Consider the following 18,724-nt stretch of genomic DNA (forward strand, 5'->3'; position numbering starts at 1 on the left):
GGCAGTGGCATTTGTGTGTCGTTTGCAATGTCGGTTCGCGGAAGTTGTTTTTTGCGGTAAGGAGGTGGGTGCCTGCCATGTCTTTTATGGCCGCTGCCTTGGAGGGTGCAGGCGACGAAGCAAATGGAACCTGGAGAAAAACTGGCCCGGAAAATGGCTCTGTAATTGATACCGTAAGTCAGTAAATCCTTGCACACATCGAAAAAAAAAGAAAAAACAAGACGAAACTGCTATGTGCAGTTGTCCCCCTTGTCCGCCTTGTACGGGGGGGAGCCGACGCCGAGGCGAAACTGCGTGTCTCATCCGCCCAATTCGCTTTATTATAATAATGGAGTGGGACACGCGGCCGTGCCATGGTGGCACAGCCTGCCATGCGCCATCAGAAACGGCGTGGGCCAACCTGTAGACCGCGTTCTTCAGGTCGCGGCCTTTCACAGAACATGGTTGCTGTTCTGTGAGCATCACACGAAAGCCACTGCAGCGGAGGGCGAATACATGGCGGCCAATTATCTCGGATTGTTCCTGCTGAACAAAGGTGTCATTACCGAGCAACAGCTCTTGGAAGGCCTTGAATACCAGGAACGGACCAACCAGCGTATCGGCGGCCTGGCCATTGAAGCCGGACTGATGAGCTCTGACGACACCGACCAGATATTTGACCGGCAGGCTTCGGACAACCGGCGCTTTGGCGAAATTGCCGTGGCCGAACGCATGCTCAGCAGGCATCAGCTGGACGACCTGCTCTTTCGTCAGCGTGTGAACAACGTCTACCTGGGCGAGGCGCTTTTGCACCTTGGCTATCTTGATGCGGATTCCTTTTCCGACCTGATGGATGAATATTACACCCTGGAACGGGAGCGCTCCCAAAAGGTTTCCAACATTCTGACGAGCATTGAGGATTACAAGGTGGTTCTTTCCATGATGGAGGCCGCCAAGAAAATGTTCGTCCGTTTTGTGGACCGCAACGTCAAGCTGCTTCCCGGTGGAGAATTTCCGCAGGCAGGAACGAACAAGCAATGCGTCCGTTTTACCAGCCGGATAAAGGGCGAGTGTGTTCTGGCCTTCAGCTTTCTGTTCTGTTCCGCCTCTGTGGAACTGCTGGGGGATATCAGCTTGAATGAATCGGCACCGTCCGACACCGTCTGCACGGAGAACAAATTTTTTCAGATTCTCGAAGGTTACCTGCGCGCGGCTTTGAAGGATCGCGACTGCGTTCTGGAAAGCTGCAATGTGGAGGAAGTGGCCTGCGAGGAGTGGAATACCCTGCAGCCGAGCGACATGGCATTGAACATGGTGACGCCGGACGGACGGCAGGTCGCGGTTCTTGTCAGCCGCCCCGAGTGCAGTGTCTGCAACGGCTGAAGGATTCTGTTTCTTTGGCAGCGTGGCGGTGTAACGTGGAATGTATGCTTTGCTGCCCTGGGTGATATGTTAAGGTCTGCTGGCGCAGGCACCGGAAACGCTTACGGCATTGTGCTGTTTTGTTGCGGTTCGGGTGCAGGTGAAGTAAATATATGGTAATGGGTGGTCCCTATTCTTTAGATGTGAACAGCCGGGGAAATTATGGCATCGCATGCCACCGGAAAAAATACCATGGAATATACAATAGTCCATGGTGCCTTTTCTTCCGAAGTCAGCTCTACAGCCGGTTTCGGGGCGACGAAGAAGCGCATTAAGAACAAGGTCTACGTGTACGCGGAACAGCGTAGCGAAGATACCGTTGCGGTTCAGTTCATCAACGAGAACAATGTTCCTTCCGGCCCACTCAAGGAAGTCGGGTTTGAAGATTTTATTGCCACCTACGTTCCCGAACCCGAATTTTATCACCAGAGTGTTTTCCCCGCATTGCGCGACCTGGGCAAGACCATAGCCAAGGCCGAGCGCTACCGTAAGAATGCCAAGCTCTACAGCTCCGAGATGGAGTACAAGAACGCCCTGCGCGTGGATGAGGAGAACATCCGGGCCACCTTCGGGCTGGGGCTCGTCTATTTGGAGCGCGAAGACAAGGATATGGCCGATATGGTTTTTCGCCGGTTGAGCCACCTGGAAGCGGCCTTCAGCGAGGAGCACAAACATCTTTTCAACGAGTTCGGCATAAAACTGCGCAAATCCCATATGTTCGAGCAGGCGCTGATGTTTTATTCACGGGCTCTGGATTTGGGACACGGGGACGAAAACCTCTATTACAACATGGCCCGGGCGTCGTTTGAAAACGGCGAGGTTGATCCGGCCTGTGAATTTTTAAAGGATGCCTTGGAGATCAATCCGTGCTTTGAAGAGGCCATCCAGTTTCAACGTTTTTTGAACAAAAAAGTAAAATCCTGACCACGGTTTTTTCCCTCCAGAACAGTTTCTTACCGCTTTTGCCGCTTTATAAAAATCAAAAAACCTCTTGTTGACTGAGAATGCGAAGGTGGGCACAACGTAATAATCCGGCAAACCTATCAGCGTTCGAGGAGGCTTGATTTGGCCAGCGACAAGAGGCCCGATTTCGGACGGATGCTCTCCCGCGTCCGGCACGACTATGGCGAGGCGGCAAAACAGATAGCGCCCTGGTTTTACGAAAATCTTCCTGAATATTACTTCCGTACGCACGGCAAAGAGGAGCAGGCCCGCCATCTGCAGGCGCTCATCTCCTGCAGGCTCACCGGCGATGACCAGACCGTGGTTTTGCAAAGCCCGTGCGGCACCGCATTCACCTACATCACCCCTGGAAAATGGATCAAGGAACTGCTGGATATTCTGGATCGTTTCACACCCCAGAAAATCCAGACGCTTCGTATCATCACCAGCAAGGACGACAAGGTCCGCATAAGCGATGTGTACATTGCGCCGCAGGCTTCCTGTGCCGTGCGTGGCGGGGCCTACAGGCGGGCCGTGTGCCGGGTGGGGCAGGAGGCGGAATTGTCGGAAGCCGAGCGCAAGGAGTTTTCGACCTTTCTGCGCTCCGCATCCCAGGACTATGTGGACAAGTTCGAACTGCGCAGGGCGTTGCGCCATTTTGCCGCCTACAAGCGGTTGCGCGGCGGCGAATCCGTGGAAGCCACGCTGGAACCCGGCTTTGAACCCGGCGTGGAGCGCATCTGCCTGAACATGGCAGCGCCGCCCAAGTCCGGCGTGCTGCAGCTGGCGGTGCGCATCCTGGCGCGCCAGGCCATCAACATAGACCGCGCCTATGCCGATATTTTCGATGATGGCGAGAGCGAATATCTGATGGTCAGTTTTTACGTCCAATGCAGCGAAGAGTGCCTTACGGAAAGCTCCGAGCGCTGGCAGGCGGTACGCGATGAACTGTGCATGACCAAATGGAAGGCCCCGCACGGCCTGGATCTTCTTTCCGACCGCGACGGCTGGCCCATGCGCCGCGTCATGTTGCTGCAGGCCATGTGCGAGTTCGCCCATCAGTTCCTTATCAAGGTCGATCTGTACAAGTTCGCCTCGGACCGTATCGTGGCGGCAGCCCTGAACAATCCGACCATGGCGGCCAAACTGGTGCAGTGCTTCGAGGCCCGCTTCGAGCCGTATCCCAAGGCGGGCGACCGCGAAGCCGAGTCGGCGGAGAACGCCGTGCTGGACGCCATCCGGGAGCTGCCAAGGGAAGACGAGCGGAGTGTCTTTTCCACCATGCTCAAGTTCGTGCGCCACACCCTGCGCACCAACTATTTTCTGGAAGACCGGTTCGGCCTGTCCTTTCGTCTCAATCCCGAGTTTCTCGACGAACCCATCGACGGGGAAAAGCCGTTTGGCATCTACTTCTTTCACGGCCCGCGTTGCCTGGGATTTCACGTCCGCTTTCGCGACACGGCCCGGGGCGGCGTACGCTTGGTGCCCACGGATTCGCAGTCGCGTTTCGAGTTGGAATCCAACCGGCTGTTCAACGAAGTCGCGGCCCTGGCCCGCACCCAGCAGGACAAGAACAAGGACATTCCCGAAGGCGGTTCCAAGGCCGTGCTGCTGCTGGGGCCGGAAGCCGACCGGGATTTGTGCGTCAAGAGCATGGTGAACTCCTTCCTGGACCTGATTGTCGTCGGACCGGACGGCAAGCCCCTGCCGGGGGTGCGCGACCATCTGGGTGAACGGGAGATCATCTTTCTGGGGCCGGACGAGAACATCACGCCGGAGCACATCAATTGGATTGTGCGCCGGGCCGGGGAACGGGGCTACGACTATCCGGCCGCCTTCATGAGTTCCAAGCCGGAAACCGGAATAAGCCACAAGCAATACGGCGTGACCAGCCTGGGTGTGATCGTCTTCATGGAAGAGGCCCTGCGTTTCATCGGCATCGACCCGGAAACCCAGTCGTTCAGCGTTAAGCTGACCGGGGGGACGCGCGGGGATGTGGCTTCCAATGCCATGCTCATCCTTATGAACCGCTACGGCAAAAATGCCCGTATTCTCTGCGCCACGGACGGCCATGGCGCGGCCTATGATCCGCAGGGGCTGGACCATGACGAACTGCGCCGCCTGATTGCCGCGGAAGTGGGCATCTCCAATTTCGATCCCGCCAAGCTGTCCGGTGGCGAGTCCCTGGTGATTGCCGCGGACAAGCCGGAAAACGTGCGTATCCGCAACCAGCTGCACAATACGGTCAGCGCCGATGTGTTCATGCCCTCGGGCGGTCGGCCGGACACCATCAACATGGAGAACTGGGAGAACTTCCTTGGAGTGAACGGGGAACCTTCCAGCCGCATCATCGTGGAGGGGGCGAACATCTTCATTTCCGCTCCGGCCAGGACCGAGCTGGAAAAGGCCGGAGTGCTCGTCATCCAGGGCTCCAGCGCAAACAAGACGGGCGTCATCTGCTCTTCGTATGAAATTCTGGCCGGGCTCACTTTGAGCGCGGAAGAGTTCAAGGCCATACGCCGCAGGTTTGTCGCCGAGGTGCTCGATATCCTGGCCGTGCGCGCCAGGGACGAGGCCCGGCTGTTGTTCCGGGAGTACAAGCAGTCCGGCGGAAAACGGCCGCTTACTCCCATTTCCCACGACATATCCCGGGCCATCAACGACCTGGCAGACGGAGTTGCCGCCCATTTGGAGGTGCGCGGAGCCGACTTTTTGGAAAGTCGGTCCATGCGCGAACTCATCCTGGCCTATTGTCCGCCGGTTCTGGCCAATGAATACAGGGACCGTATCTTCGAAAGGGTACCCGCACGCCATCTGCGCGCGCTGCTCGCCCATTTTATCGGGGCGCGCATCGTCTATTCCGAGGGCCTTCGCTGGGTGGACACGGTCACGGAAGTCAAGGACGTGCAGGATGTTGTTCTGGCCTATATTGAGCAGGAAAAGCGGGTTGCCGCCATGTGCGCACGCCTTGCCGCCAGCCGTTTGGCCGATAAGGACGAGCTGGCCCGTATTCTGCGGGCTGCCGGGCGCAAATATCTGACCATGGAAAAACTCGGGCTGGAGTGATATACTGTCGGCCTGAATGTCCTGAAAACAACGGTTGTCTGGGGGGAATGTTTCCCCCGGCGGCCGCAAACGAACAGGAGGGTCGATATGGCGGAAACTCCAACCTTGAATACTTCGGACGAGCGCCTTCGGGAGCAGGCGGAAAAGGTGACGGAAGAGCGGCGCAAAGCCGGACTGGAAGGCCTTACCGGGGGGCTGGAAGCCATTGTCGTCAACTGCCAGCCTGAAAATCTCCGGGCCGCGGTGGATGAATTTCTCGGCACCACCGGCCTGTCGTTCGATAGCGCGTTCGAGGACGACCATTTTACCACCTGCGTGCTCAAACTTGATGGCAGCGCGGATTTTCTGGTGCGTTCCCGCAAGTCCGGGGAAAATCCTTTTCGTCCCTGGAACAAGGGGCCCAAGGCCAATCCTCTGCCCGATACCCGGCTGGAGACATTCATCTACAAATGCCGCGACGTGCGGGAGTACCACCGCATTCAGAGCGAACTCGGGGTAACGTTCCTTACGGACGGCGTGGTTGAAACGCCGAATTTTCTGTATGTGGAAACCACTCCCTCCGCTTATACCGGCAATTCACTGGGCTTTATCCAGTGGTTGGACAAAGAGGGGGAGTACGCGGTTCCCGGGGCTTTCGCGCTGGATTGGACCTTTGCCAAACCAGATCTTGCCTATCTGGACAACATCTCCTACCTTGACCACTCCGCAACGCGGGTCCGCGCCCAGGATCGGGATCCGGCCATACTTGAATTCATGCGTCTTACCAGCTACAGGTTCGAGTTCGCCATCTACGTTGAATCGCTCAACTCCATTACCAACGTGGCGAGACTGTCACTTGACGATTACGCGCAAGTGTTTACTTCTGGGATCAAGCCTTTCGAAGGCCTTGCCGAATCCGGACCCACGGAGAAGTATATTTATAATTACGGAACACGGGTTCATCATATAGCGTTTCAAGCAGAACACATCGAGGAGACGTACGAAGGACTCGCAAAGAACGGAATGGATTTTCTGGTGGAACTTGTCGGCTCGCCCGGGGAAGGGCTGAAGCAGACATTTTCCCAGCCGAGTCCGAATACGCTCCTCGTTCATGAATATATTCACAGGTATGGTGATTTCACCGGGTTCTTTACCCAGGATAACGTCACCGAATTGACCCGGGCGACGGACAAACAATAGTCCGCGCCTCTTACTCGTGTTCAGATTGTATCAAGGACAAGGACTCCATGGAAGAATTCAAGAATGTATTGCGTCGGGATATTCTGATACAGACCGACGATGTTCGTGTGGTCGAGATGACCCTGGAGCCGGGAGACACTACTCCTTGGCACAATCACAGCAATGTGACGGAAACCCTCGTATGCCTTGACGGCGAATTGGAAATCGAACTGGAACGGCCCACAGGCGGGGCATTGCTGCTGCCCGGAGACCGCACACCCATCGAGGCGCAGCGGGCCCATCGGATTATATGCACGGGCGACAAGTCCTGCCGCTTCTTCCTGGTGCAGGGGGTCGGTCCGTACGACTTTGTGCCCGTGGAGGAAAACGAGTCGTCCGAGGGCTGATGCCTTTGGGGCGGGCTCTGTTTATGGGCCCGCCCATGGCGGATATTTCATGCACTTCACCCGAAACATTCTTCGGAACCTGCCCCCATTTGCTGCCGTAGCGACACGGCTCGCTGCGGTGTGTTGTGTTGTGGCCGTCTTTGGGCTGGCCGTTTTGGGTCTGGTCGGATGTGCTGGACATGGCGCTGGTCTGGGCACCGGGCCTGGCTCTTCCATTCCCGGAACTTCCGGTGTTGTTTCGGGCAAGCCGCGCTACGCCATGGTCGCCAAGCTGGCTGGCAATCCATATTTTCGCGAGGTCTGCGCAGGTGCAAAACAGGCAGCCGAAGAGCTCGGCGTGGGCTTCACCTGCCAGGGGCCGGAAAAACAGGATGCGGCAACACAGGCCCGGCTGGTCGGGCAACTCCTGCAGGACCACATCCAGGGGCTGGCCATTGCCGCGGACGACGGGCTGACCCTTTCGCGCGTGGGCAAAAAGGCCCGCAAGGCCGGTCTCAGCGTCGTCAGTTTCGACTCCCAAGTGGACGAAGACGCAAGAACCCTGCACATCAGACCGGCACAACATTCCCTCCTCTCGTTTGATCTGCTCCATCTGGCCCAGATGGTTGGCGGACCCCATGCCACCATTGCCATCCTGGCCGGCGGCCCCAAGGCCTCGGACCAGAAAAAGCTTGTACGGCGGCTGCTCAACCTTATGGAGCGTCCGCCTTTTTTGGGTTTGCGCTGCCTGAACGTGGTTTACGGGTACGATACATTCCAGCAAAGCTATGATGAGGCAGCGGATCTCATCAATGCCAATCCCGATCTCCAGGTGCTTGTCTGCACCACGCCCATGGGGCTGCAGGCTGCGGCAAAGGCCGCGCAGGACAGCCTCCGTCTGGTCAACAAAACAGCGGTCATCGGCGTGGGGGCCGCGCCTTCCGTTATCCAGGCCGTACATGAAGGCACCGTGCCCTGGGTCATCTACTGGCCGCCGCACGATTTGGGCTATCTGACGTTGTACGCCCTGAATGCCGTGTATACCGGCCAGACCGACGGACATGCCGGACAGACGTTCCGGGCCGGATGTCTTGGAACGTTTCGCGTAGAGGAGGACGGCTTCGTCATTATGGGCCGTCCGCAGATATACGACTGGGAAAATATTGATTCTCTCAACCTGCGTAGCTCCAGGCGTTCCTGTTCCCTGCCCGGCGAACAGGATTCCAGCCACGCGTCCACCCCGAACCTCCCCCAACAATAGGAAGGCTCCATGATGTTCCGTACTGCATTTGCCGCGTCTCTTCTTCTTTTGGCTGTCGGCTGCGGCCCCACCTGGGTCAACCCCACCTACACGGACAGCAGGGCCATGAGCAAGGCTTTCGACAAAGCCAGCAGCTACTGCAAGTCGCAGGTCGAAATGCAGCTGCCCAGAATTGCCAACAACGAACGCGATATGGGCAACAACTACATTGTCGACGAGGTCGAGGACTACGACATGGACGAGCAGCGCCAGGGATTGTACGAATCCTGCCTGAAGAGTGCTGGCTGGGTTCGCAAGTAGCCACTGTTTTTCCGGAAAATTTGAGCGGTCCCTTCGTGGTGAAGGGGCCAAATGTCAGGCGAACTGTCAGGCGAACTGCCAGGCGAACTGCCAGGCGAACTGCCAGGCGAACTGCCAGGCGAACTGTCAGGCGAACTGTTAGGGCGAACTGTCGGTGCAAAATGCCGTTGTTGCGCCTTCGGTCCAGGGTGTTTCGGACCGGGTGGTGCAATGTGGCGGCCGTAATACAGGCGTAAGGGAGCGGGATATGCGTATGCGGATTTGGATTGTATGTCTGCTGGTCTCTCTGGGACTGGCCGGTTGCGGCGGAACAAGAAATTTCGAGCTGAAATCCCTGGCCGACTTCGTTCCCCAGGCGGGAGCCGGGTTCGACCTGCGGGTGAAGAACTACGACCTCATCAACGGCGGCGGCTCGCCCCAGACCGAAGACGCCTTGGTCATGCCCTTTGAGCGCGAAGGCATAAAGGTGCTGGAATCGTTGGGCTACAAGTATGTGGCAGGCGGGGACGGCGCTCGGTATGTCATTGAGGCCCATCTCATCAGCCTGGACCCGACCAACCAGATGATCGGCGACATTGAAGACAGCGCTTCGGACTGGCTTTCTCCGGCCTATTCCCCCTGGGAGGGGTACGCGGTGCCCGCCTTCTCGTACGTCCAGGTGGGAGGAGCCTCCAGCCTGCATCCCGAGGGCTCGTACTGCTCGGACCGGCTGCACCTTGTGGTGCACGACCTGCAAAGCGGCAAAAAGGCCGTGCTGTATTCCGGGTCGTGGAAGGGGCAGAGCAAGGAAGTTCCCAACTGCCCGGTTTCGGCCTGTGCTCCGTATCTCGAATCCATGCTTGTGAACAGGCTGGGGCAGGTTTTCGACAAGCAATAGCAGCCTCGGCAAAACCGTCTGCCCAATCGTCTGGCCAACCTTCTGGCAAAACCGGCTGGCCAACCGCCTGGCCAACCGCCTCGGGGCCGCAGCAGCCGCTGCAGGCAGAAGCTCGCCAGCCATGGGCTTCTGGACATTTGTCGATGAACCATACTATACCCATACAGGGACCAAGCCCCCCTCTGAACGGCTGGTCCCTTTTTTTCCCTTATTCTTCGAGAGGCGGTACGCGCATGAATCCTACTGAATTTGTAGATCTCACATTGATGATCACCGGCCCCACGCATCTGCGTGAGGAAGTCCGCCGGGCGGGTTCCCTGCCCGAATTTGGCCACCGCGACTCGGAAGGGGCCAAGCGCTTTGTCCCCATCATGGAAAATTTGAAAAAGATTGCCCGAACCGAGGACTACGAGCCCATTTTATTCAACGGTTCCGGCACTACCTCCATGGAAGCGGCCATGCGCTCCCTGGTGGGGGAGGATGAATGTGTCTTGAACGTGAGCGTGGGCGCGTTCGGCGAGCTTTTCCACAAACTTACCCGTTTCAACGGCAAGGATGCGGTGCTTCTGAAGTTCGAACCCGGAAAACCCGTGGACCTGGACGTGCTGGAAGACGCCCTGGCAGAGTACGGCCCGACCGTGGTGACGCTGACGCATAACGAAACATCCACGGGCGTTGTCAACGACATCGTCCCACTGTGCGCCCTGGCGCGCAAGTTCGGGGCAATGCCCATTGTGGACGGTGTGAGCATTTTCGGCGGCGCGGACATCCGTTTGGACGAGGCCGGCCCCGCCATGTACTGCACGGCCACGCAGAAAAGCCTGGGACTGCCTGCCGGGTTCGGCATCGGTTTCGTCAGCCAGGAAGCCCTGGAAAAGGCCCGCAAGGTAGACAACCGCGGATACACCACGGACATTCTTTCGCAGGTGGAAAAGGCCAGGGTAAACCAGACCCTGACCACGCCCAACACCACGCTGCTGAACCAGATGGCCCTGCAGCTGGATTATATAGTAAACCAGGAAGGCATTGCCGAACGGTTTGCCCGGCACGAGGCCATGCGCGATCAGACGCAGGCCTGGCTGGAATCGGTGGACGGTGTTGATCCGTTTGCGGAAGAAGGTTTCCGTTCCCCCACGGCTACCGGCGTATCGGCCCCCGAGGGCATGGATTTCGAGTCGCTCAAGCGCCTCAAGGAAAACATGCGGGCCCGTGGGTATTTGTTCGATCCCGGCTACTCCAAGCTGAACAAGCGTCAGGAGGAAGCGGGCAAGCGGCTGTGTTTTCGGATAGGGCATATGGGTGATATCAGCCCGGAAATGCTGGGTGAATATCTCAAGGTGCTGCAAGAGGAGCTGGCAAAACTGTAGTTCCTTTTTTCCGGGGCCGCCCGGCCTGCGTACTTGCGGCATGTAACGCGGAGAGCGAAACAGGCGAGGAGTAGACGATGAGTGTCGACTTTTCCAGACAAGGCGGTATCCTTTTGGCGGTTATTGATGAACCTGAAGTGGACTACACCAACTGCGCCGGAATCCGGGACCAGCTTCAGAAAGCGGCCCAGGAGGAAGGCGTGGACAAGCTCGTTCTGGACCTGGAAGACGTTGGTTTCATGGACAGCAAGGCCATAGGCGCCCTGGTTGCGGTAAACAAGGATATTCAGGGGCGGACCGGAAACGCTCTTATCCTGTGCGAGCTGCACCCCTACGTGAAGAAGATTATAAGCGTGGTGACGCTGAACACCATCTTTCAGGTGTACGAAAAACGGGAGCAGGCACTGGCTGCCGCTGCGGGCGATTAGCCCCTAGAAATCCCGATTGGGCGGAAGCCCGCAAACAACGACATCCCCCACATCCCCGCGGACCTCTTGGTTTTGCGGGGATGTTTTTTTGGCGTGGCGGAAGTCGGAACGCTGCACGGCCAGCACGGCGACGTCGTCGTTGACGACTCCCCCGGAAAAATTGAGCGCGGCATGGACCAGGGAGCAGATGAGCACGCCGGGAGGGGATTCCTTGTTCAGGGACTTGAGCATGTGTCCTTCCCCGAACATCTCGCCGTTGCGGCGCAGTTCGAGCAGCCCGTCGGTGAGCAGCAGCAGGGTGTTGCCGGGCAGAAGCTTTCTGGTGACGCCCTTGCATTCAATACTCGGCAAAATGGCCAGGGCGGGGCAGGTGGCGGTAATCACCTCGGTACGATCCTTGGCCACGATGTATGTGGGCGCGTGGCCGGCGGAAATGAGGTGGACATACTGGCGCGTGGGGCTGACGCATGCGTAGACCATGGTGACGTACATATCCAGCCCGCCGGAATCCATGGTTTCGTACAGGATGGAGTTCATGCGGGTAAGGCGTTCCTCCAGCGGATGGGGCGAATGGGCAAACGACGCCAGCAGCCCCTTGCACACCGCCATGAGCATGGCCGATGACGTGCCGTGGCCGGAAATATCGCCCATAACCAGGTGGACTTCCTCGTTTTCTTCCCAGGCATCGTAAAAATCGCCGCCCACGTCGTCGTGCGCACGGTACAGGGCGTTGGTGGTCAATCCCTGAAAGTTGAAACTGCGGGGCAGCAATTGTTTCTGCACGTGGCGGGCAAGGTACAATTCCTCGGACAGGCGCTTGCTGCGTTCTTCCAGCTCGCGCGTCATGGAGGTCATGCGGTACAGGTTGCGGAGGCGGGCCAGAAGTTCGGCCTTTTGGTGCGGCTTGGTCAGCACGTCGTTTGCTCCGGCTTCAAAGGCCTGCACACGCAGGTCGATGTCGCTGGAGGTGCTCAGAATAAGGATGGGGAGTTCATCCAGCGCATAGTCCCGGCGGATGGTGCGGACCAGCTCCAGACCGGCCATGTCCGGCAGGTAGAAATCCAATATGATCAGCTCGGGACGGGATTCCCGGATGGCCTGGAGTGCCTGTTCCCCGGAATCGGCAAAGACGACCCGAAAGCCCATTGATGGAGAAATCTGACGCTCCAGCAGAATCCTGGTGCTCAGGTCGTTGTCCACCACAAGGACATGCTTGGCTGGCACTGAGGACATGTAGGAAAACTCCGAGGTTGCCTTGATCTTTGTTTAATGTAGAAGATTGTCTTGCGAATACAATGATATTTCGTCTTTGTATATGTTCGTTGTTTTATTCGTCTGGTGATCGCCCTTTGGTGGTTTGAAGACCGGGAGGGCGGATGCGGAATCATACCGCCGTATTTGCGGCGGACATTCATTTTTGCAGAGGAAAGATATGAAACGTATTGCTTGTCTTGTTCTGGCGTGTTGCCTGCTTGTTCCCGCTTTTGTTCAATCCGCCCGTGCACAAGCGAACAATCCGAAGGTTGTTCTGGAAACGAGCATGGGAAAAATTCTGGTGGAATGTTTTGCGGACAAGGCACCAAAAACTGTGGACAACTTTCTGCAGTACGTGCGCGAAGGCAAATACGACGGCACGATCTTCCATCGGGTGATCAGCGGATTCATGATCCAGGGCGGGGGTTTCACCCCCTCCATGCAACGGGTGCAGACCCATCAGCCCATTGCCAACGAAGCCCGGCTCGACGTGCCCAACAATCGGGGCACCCTGGCCATGGCCCGGACAAACGAGCCGCACAGCGCCACCAACCAGTTTTTCATCAACCTCAAGGATAACGACTTCCTCAACTTCACCTCCGCCACGCGCAACGGCTACGGGTATTGCGTGTTCGGCAAGGTGCTGGACGGCATGAATATTGTGGACAGGATCGCCTCGGTGCCCACGCAGTCCGCAGGGCATTACCGCGATGTACCCACCACGCCCGTGGTCATTACCAAGGCGTATGTGATGGGGGATGCCAAGTGAGCCAGGAGCCGCTCATCTGGGGCATTCGCCACGGCCAGAGCGTTTCCAATGCGGGGATGGTGACGGTAAGTCCCGCAACCTCGGCTCTTACGCAGCTGGGGCGGATGCAGGCCGAGGCCCTGGCCGAGCGGTTCGAAAGGTTCGAGCGGCCACCGGATCTTATTGTCCATTCCGTTTTTGTGCGTACCGTTCAGACGGCGCGTCCCACCATGCGGCGTTTTCCGAATGTTCCCGTGGAAGTCTGGCCGGTGCAGGAATACACCTATCTCGATTCGGAGCTTTATGCGGGAACCACATCCGAGGAAAGGCGTCCGGCCATGGAGGCCTATTGGAAAAGGTGTGATCCACATTATCTGGATGGCGATGGGGAAAGTTTTGTCCACGCCATGGAACGGGCCAACGAGGTTCTTGAGAGGTTTCAGGCCATCAAGGGATTTGCCGCGGTGTTCAGCCACGGCAAGTTTCTTCGGCTGCTTTCCTGGATGCTGCTGACCGGCCACCGTGAACCCACGGCAAAGGCCATGCGCCGCTTCGGCGCGTTTCGGCTGGCCGCCTACCTTCCCAATGCCGGTGTGTGGGCCGTGCAGCCGAACGGAGCGGGCGGCATGGTTTTCGGTGGGTACGACGTGTCCCATCTTCCCAAAAAAATCCGCAGCTGACGGAAGGGTGGATCGTTCTGTTGGAGGTGCGTGCTTTCAGCCGAACGATCACCTTCTACGTTCTCAGCCGTCATTTTCCGTCATTTTCCGCTATTCTCCGCCAGCCTTTTCACATTTTTCCTTTTAATACGCCCATCCAGCTTGATTGTTCAGCTTTCTGGCAGTGCGGAACCGTTGCCCGCACTGCGCAGGATGAGGAATCCCCCCACTCCGGCCAGCAGGGAGGCGCACAGGATGGCAAACTTGGCTGTTTCCAGGGCTGCGCCGTCGCCCGGCAGTGCCAGGTTGGCAATGAAGATGGACATGGTAAAGCCTATACCCGCCAGCCAGCTGGCGCCGTACAGATGGCGCGTGTTCATCCCCTGCGGCAGGCTGGCCCAGCCCAGGCGTATGGCCAGCAGTGCGCCCAGGGTTACGCCGATCTGCTTGCCCACGATGAGACCTCCGATGATGCCCAGGGGGAGGGCGTCGGCAAGTCCGGGAAGCATGCTCCCGGAAATCTGAACGCCTGCATTGGCCAGGGCGAAAATCGGCATCACCATAAAGGCCACCCAGGGGTGGAGCCCGTGTTCCAGACGGATGAGCGGGGCATCGGCTTTTTTGCAGGCTATTTCCAGCTCGTGCAGGGCTTCCAGCTGTTTCTTGTTGTTCAGGATGCTCCTCGCGGGAATGTGGTTTTTTTCATAGCGGTCTATGAGCAGCCGGGCCCAGGCCGAAAAGTCCAGATCGGGGCAGGCGCGCGCCGGGATGATCATGGCGCAGACCACCCCCGCAATGGTGGCATGGATGCCGGATTTGAGCACGCAGAACCAGACCACGGCGGTTATCACCAGATAGACCTGCGTGGCGCGCAGGCCCGAGAGGTTGAGCACGGCCATGCCGATGACCAGGGCTGCGCCCGCTGCCAGGTATACCAGGGAGATGTGCGAGGTGTAGAACAGGGCGATAACCAGCACCGCGCCGATGTCGTCGACAATGGCGACCGCCGTGAGAAATACCTTGAGGCTGACCGGAACCCGATCGCCCAACAGGGCCAGAATGCCCAGGGCAAAGGCGATGTCCGTGGCCATGGGGATTCCCCACCCGGCAATACCGGGCTGGCCGTGGTTGAGCAGGGCGAAGATGAGAGCGGGCACAACCATGCCCCCCACGGCCGCGGCCACGGGAAGGGCGGCGGCGCGCAGGGAGTTGAGTTCCCCCACCAGGACCTCCCGCTTTATTTCCAGCCCCACCAGAAAGAAGAAAATGGCCATGAGGCCGTCGTTGATCCAGAGTATGAGAGGCTTGGAAAGCGGGGTTTCGCCCAGCCCCACACTCAGGCGGGTATTCCAGAGCGCGTCGTACAGAGGGGCCCAGCCCGAGTTGGCCCAGACCAGGGCCACGGCCAGGCAGGCCATGAGCGTAAAGCCGCTGGAGGCCTCCACCTCCATGAACTCCCGTATGGGGGAGAGAACGCGCTCGATGACCGGCGGTTCCCAGAAATCGTGTCCGGATTTATTGTTGGAAGACATGGCGGCTCCTTGTGCGCATGAAATAAAACGGAAAACCGTGGTGGTTGTGCTTTTGTTGCAAACACGGCTAGGAGTACGAATACCATAGAGATTGCGGGATTTGCAAAAGGTTGCCCGAATCGTAGACAACTGCACGATAACTGGGCTGGGGCAAACGTCAACGTATTCTTCTTTTTTTGTCGGCCTGGGTACGGTTTTTTCGGTGGCTGGCCGGAAAAGACGGTGTATTCGTTCTGTAATGGGGAGTTTGGGATATTTGTTTTTACGCGAGTTCGGCATACTCTGAACGTGCTCTGTGTACCTGCTTTGTGATACACCGGGGATAGATTGGGCCTGTTTTTCTTTTTCACCTTCTGCGGAGAGTCTTTCCTATGAAAATATACGAAGCTGCCACCTATATGTTCGACCCCCTGCATGCCTTTTGGGAAAAAAAGGAAGTACAGCAGAAAGTGGCCGGGGGGCTGATGATGGTTTTTCTGGCCTCCCTGGTGGGGATAGAGTTGAACCGGCAGGGGCTTCTGCCCCCGTCCTGGGCCGCTGTGGTGCCGACCCGGCATTTCTACGCGGTGGACCTCGCCTTTACCCTGGTGCTGATAATGGAGGTGATAGGCCTTATTTTCGTGCTGCCCTGTTCCGTATCCAAAGCCGTGGCCAAGCAGTTGGAAATACTTGCCCTTATTTTTCTGCGCGAGTCGTTCAAGGAGCTTGTGGTACTGCCCGAGCCGGTCACACTGGCCGGAAATCTGGACACGGCCTGGAATATCCTTGCCGATGGTGTGGGCGCGTTGATCATCTTTTTGCTGCTGGGAATCTATTCGCGTGCCATAAGGCAAACTGCGGTCATGAGCGGTGAGACCCGGTACAAATTCGTGGCTTCCAAGAAAATGGTTTCCCTGGCCCTGGTGATAGGATTTGCCGGGTTGGGAGTGTACAACGGGCTGCTGGTTCTGCAGGGGCAGAAGCCGTTTCATTTTTTCGAAGCCTTCTACACCGTGCTTATTTTCAGCGACATCCTGCTGGTCCTCATCTCCCAGCAGTTTTTGCCGTCGTTTCATGCGGTGCTGCGCAACTCGGGCTATGCGGTCTCAACCCTGCTGTTGCGTCTGTCCTTGACGGCGCCGGGCTATTACAACGTCATTATCGGGGTGAGCGCCACCCTGTTCGCCCTGAGCCTGACCCTGATTTACAACAAGTTTTACGCAAGCCCCGAAGATTGAGCCCAAAGATTGAGCCCGAAGATTGAACAGGACGTCTGAACCGGACGCCTAGCCGGACGCCGGGCGAAAACGGTCAGCCCAATCTTTTCATAATCGACTGGTCCGTGCGCATTATTCCAAAGCCAGGCCGTAGAGCACGCCTGCCACCCCCTGGGTGGCTTCAACCAGCCGTTTGGCGTCCAGTGTCTCTGGCGTGTCTGAGTCCTTGTGGTAATGCGGATTGCGCAAAGGCCCGGTATCCGTGGCCAGAACCGTGGTGTAGCCCATGTCCGTAAACGGCCTCAGGTCGGAATAATAGGGCCAGCTGCCCCAGCCCAGGGCGGCGGTGCGTACGGGCAGGGGGCTTTTTTCGGAAAAGTATTGGGCAACTACGGGCAGAATGGCTTTGTTGTTTTTTCTGTTCAGGGTGACAAAGGCCAGAAAATTGCCTTTGTCCGTGGCAAATTCGTTGAGCACGGTGGAATTCTGGCTGGCCGGAGCGTCGGCATAATATCCCACGCTGTCCACAACCAGAACGGCATGCACTTTTTCCCGTTGCGTCCGCGCCTGCCGTGCCCGTCGCACAGCGCCTTTTTCCTTGCCGCGTCTGCCCGGCAGTTCCTCGTTGACCGTAAAGACGAAGCGCAGGCTGCGCTTGAAGTTTTGCAGCTGGGCCAACCGGGCTATTTCCAGCAGAGCGGCCACGCCCGAACCGTTGTCGTCCGCGCCGGGAGTCTGTTTCACCGTATCGTAATGGGCCACCGCCACAACGGATTCGCGGTAGTTCAGCCCTCCGTGTTTGACCACCTCTATATTGGTCACCTGCTGCCCATGGCTGGGAAAGGCCTCCTGCTGCACAGAGTACCCCATGGCCCGCAATTGGGCGCCGATGTAGTTTGCGGCGCGTGTCAGCGATCCCTTTTTTTCCAGACAGCGCGGGCCGATGGCGACCAGGGCCTTTATGTGGGCCTGGAGCCGGGCACTGGTGTTGAAGCCTGTTTGCGGGTCGTATTGCAATGCCCCGTTCTTTCGGGACGAGCAGGCCGGAGGGACCACCATGCAAAGGGCGAGACACAGCAAAAGAATCTTTGAATGGACATGGAAACGGGCGAAAAGGCGGGCAGGGTTGGTCTTCATGCCTTTGTGTACCTTAGCGGCCGGGGAAAGCAAATAAGACCAGGCTGCCGACAAAGGCACGACAGCGTCGGTGCCTGAAAAAACTCAAGGCTCGTTTTCGCATTTTTTGAGCAGTTTGGCAGAATGAAATGTGTAATCAATCTGATAATGTAATGATTGAATCGAATATTTCAAACGAATGATTGACTAACTCCGGCGTTCGATTTAAAGGGGGAAAATAGTAAAGCGTAACCTACGAGGACGGAGAGAAAACTATGGAAAGTGCCCGTACGGACGTAATTTCCCGCAAGGAAGGCCAGAAATCGCCCGATTCGGAACAGCAGAACGCACGCGGTGAGGAAACCCGCGCACGCATTCTCAAGGCCGGATTGCGGCTTTTCGCCTTGCACGGCTATCATGGAACCGGCATCCGCACCCTTGCGGCGGAGGCAGGGGCCAATGTGGCGGCGGTCAACTATCATTTCGGCAGCAAGCAGGGGTTGCTCGACTCTGTGGTGGACGAACTCATCACCAGCGTCCGGGCCCTGGCCGACCCGCTCATCGAGCAGTTGGACAAGACCATTGCCGCCTCGGGCAACGACAGAGTGGCATTGGCTCGCGGCACCAAGGTGCTGATACGCGCCATGGTCCAGGCCGCACTTGTCTATGAAGGCTGCGACTGGGACACCATGCTCATCCAGCGCGAATCCCTGCAGCAGTCCCCGGTCTACACTCGTATTTACGACGGGTATATCTACGAAATCCATAATGCCATGTGCCGTCTGGTGGCCGCGGCAACGGACAAGCCGGTGGGAACGTCCGAAAACACCATCACCTCCCATGCCCTGCTCAATCTGTGTCTCACCTGGGGCATGTGCCGCGTTGACGTGCTGCGCAAGCTGGGCAGGGAAGACTACGGCACAGAAGGGGTGAGCATGGTAATGGAGGAGGTCGCCCTTATGGGGATTCGCCTTCTCGGCCTGCCCGATCCAGATAAAAAGTAGCTGTTTTTTTTGAACAGAATTTTCGCAAA

17 protein-coding genes are annotated in these 18,724 nt (G+C 57.7%); 14 read left to right on the plus strand and 3 right to left on the minus strand.

What is annotated here, in order from left to right; genetic code table 11:
• Nucleotides 1–495 precede the first annotated feature (495 nt).
• The 10 genes from ACI0FJ_RS17745 to ACI0FJ_RS17790 all read left to right on the plus strand — a co-directional run bounded on the left by ACI0FJ_RS17745 (nt 496) and on the right by ACI0FJ_RS17790 (nt 11,186).
• Nucleotides 496–1,362: a hypothetical protein gene (locus ACI0FJ_RS17745; RefSeq protein WP_424305599.1), complete on the plus strand. Its 867-nt coding sequence runs from the start codon at nt 496–498 to the stop codon at nt 1,360–1,362.
• 231 nt (nt 1,363–1,593) lie between these two features.
• Nucleotides 1,594–2,325 carry a Tfp pilus assembly protein PilF gene (locus ACI0FJ_RS17750; RefSeq protein WP_424305600.1) on the plus strand — a complete coding sequence of 244 codons (732 nt, stop codon included), beginning with the start codon at nt 1,594–1,596 and terminating at the stop codon, nt 2,323–2,325.
• Nucleotides 2,326–2,466: 141 nt separating this feature from the next.
• The gene (locus ACI0FJ_RS17755) at nt 2,467–5,409 is read left to right on the plus strand and encodes an NAD-glutamate dehydrogenase domain-containing protein (protein ID WP_424305602.1); all 2,943 of its coding nucleotides are present in this window, start codon (nt 2,467–2,469) and stop codon (nt 5,407–5,409) included.
• Between the two features lie 87 nt (nt 5,410–5,496).
• The gene (locus tag ACI0FJ_RS17760; RefSeq protein WP_424305604.1) at nt 5,497–6,588 is read left to right on the plus strand and encodes a hypothetical protein; all 1,092 of its coding nucleotides are present in this window, start codon (nt 5,497–5,499) and stop codon (nt 6,586–6,588) included.
• Between the two features lie 47 nt (nt 6,589–6,635).
• On the plus strand, nt 6,636–6,974 hold the full coding sequence (locus tag ACI0FJ_RS17765; protein WP_424305606.1) for a cupin domain-containing protein: 339 nt from the start codon (nt 6,636–6,638) through the stop codon (nt 6,972–6,974).
• Nucleotides 6,975–7,023: 49 nt separating this feature from the next.
• Nucleotides 7,024–8,214: a substrate-binding domain-containing protein gene (locus ACI0FJ_RS17770; protein WP_424305608.1), complete on the plus strand. Its 1,191-nt coding sequence runs from the start codon at nt 7,024–7,026 to the stop codon at nt 8,212–8,214.
• Nucleotides 8,215–8,223: 9 nt separating this feature from the next.
• A complete protein-coding gene (locus ACI0FJ_RS17775; protein ID WP_424305610.1) occupies nt 8,224–8,514 on the plus strand; it encodes a hypothetical protein in 291 nt (96 codons plus the stop codon).
• A gap of 247 nt (nt 8,515–8,761) precedes the next feature.
• Nucleotides 8,762–9,391, plus strand: coding sequence for a hypothetical protein (locus ACI0FJ_RS17780; protein WP_424305611.1), 630 nt, complete (start codon nt 8,762–8,764; stop codon nt 9,389–9,391).
• 233 nt (nt 9,392–9,624) lie between these two features.
• On the plus strand, nt 9,625–10,758 hold the full coding sequence (locus ACI0FJ_RS17785) for a pyridoxal-phosphate-dependent aminotransferase family protein (protein ID WP_424305613.1): 1,134 nt from the start codon (nt 9,625–9,627) through the stop codon (nt 10,756–10,758).
• A gap of 77 nt (nt 10,759–10,835) precedes the next feature.
• The gene (locus ACI0FJ_RS17790; RefSeq protein ID WP_424305615.1) at nt 10,836–11,186 is read left to right on the plus strand and encodes an STAS domain-containing protein; all 351 of its coding nucleotides are present in this window, start codon (nt 10,836–10,838) and stop codon (nt 11,184–11,186) included.
• Between the two features lie 3 nt (nt 11,187–11,189).
• On the opposite strand, the gene ACI0FJ_RS17795 is transcribed toward ACI0FJ_RS17790, so the two are convergent.
• On the minus strand, nt 11,190–12,419 hold the full coding sequence (locus tag ACI0FJ_RS17795; RefSeq protein ID WP_424305617.1) for a PP2C family protein-serine/threonine phosphatase: 1,230 nt from the start codon (nt 12,417–12,419) through the stop codon (nt 11,190–11,192).
• Nucleotides 12,420–12,618: 199 nt separating this feature from the next.
• Between ACI0FJ_RS17795 and ACI0FJ_RS17800 the strand changes: the two genes are divergently transcribed.
• Both ACI0FJ_RS17800 and ACI0FJ_RS17805 read left to right on the plus strand, forming a co-directional pair.
• Nucleotides 12,619–13,209: a peptidylprolyl isomerase gene (locus ACI0FJ_RS17800; RefSeq protein WP_424305619.1), complete on the plus strand. Its 591-nt coding sequence runs from the start codon at nt 12,619–12,621 to the stop codon at nt 13,207–13,209.
• Entirely contained in the window at nt 13,206–13,868 is a 663-nt protein-coding gene (locus ACI0FJ_RS17805; protein ID WP_424305621.1) for a histidine phosphatase family protein, read from the plus strand. Before ACI0FJ_RS17800 ends, ACI0FJ_RS17805 begins: the two co-directional genes overlap by 4 nt.
• Nucleotides 13,869–14,017: 149 nt before the next feature.
• Here the strand turns inward: ACI0FJ_RS17805 and nhaA are convergent, their stop codons facing one another.
• Nucleotides 14,018–15,379: a Na+/H+ antiporter NhaA gene (gene nhaA, locus ACI0FJ_RS17810; RefSeq protein ID WP_424305623.1), complete on the minus strand. Its 1,362-nt coding sequence runs from the start codon at nt 15,377–15,379 to the stop codon at nt 14,018–14,020.
• A gap of 371 nt (nt 15,380–15,750) precedes the next feature.
• Between nhaA and ACI0FJ_RS17815 the strand changes: the two genes are divergently transcribed.
• Entirely contained in the window at nt 15,751–16,596 is an 846-nt protein-coding gene (locus ACI0FJ_RS17815) for a hypothetical protein (RefSeq protein ID WP_424305625.1), read from the plus strand.
• Between the two features lie 111 nt (nt 16,597–16,707).
• Here the strand turns inward: ACI0FJ_RS17815 and ACI0FJ_RS17820 are convergent, their stop codons facing one another.
• Nucleotides 16,708–17,712 (minus strand): M20/M25/M40 family metallo-hydrolase, encoded by a 1,005-nt coding sequence (locus ACI0FJ_RS17820; protein WP_424305627.1) that lies wholly within the window; start codon nt 17,710–17,712, stop codon nt 16,708–16,710.
• A gap of 254 nt (nt 17,713–17,966) precedes the next feature.
• On the opposite strand from ACI0FJ_RS17820, the gene ACI0FJ_RS17825 reads away from it, so the two are divergent.
• On the plus strand, nt 17,967–18,695 hold the full coding sequence (locus ACI0FJ_RS17825) for a CerR family C-terminal domain-containing protein (protein WP_424305629.1): 729 nt from the start codon (nt 17,967–17,969) through the stop codon (nt 18,693–18,695).
• The last annotated feature ends 29 nt before the right edge of the window (nt 18,696–18,724 follow it).

This window comes from Desulfovibrio sp. 7SRBS1 (assembly GCF_049723905.1).
In the GTDB taxonomy this organism is placed as follows: domain Bacteria; phylum Desulfobacterota; class Desulfovibrionia; order Desulfovibrionales; family Desulfovibrionaceae.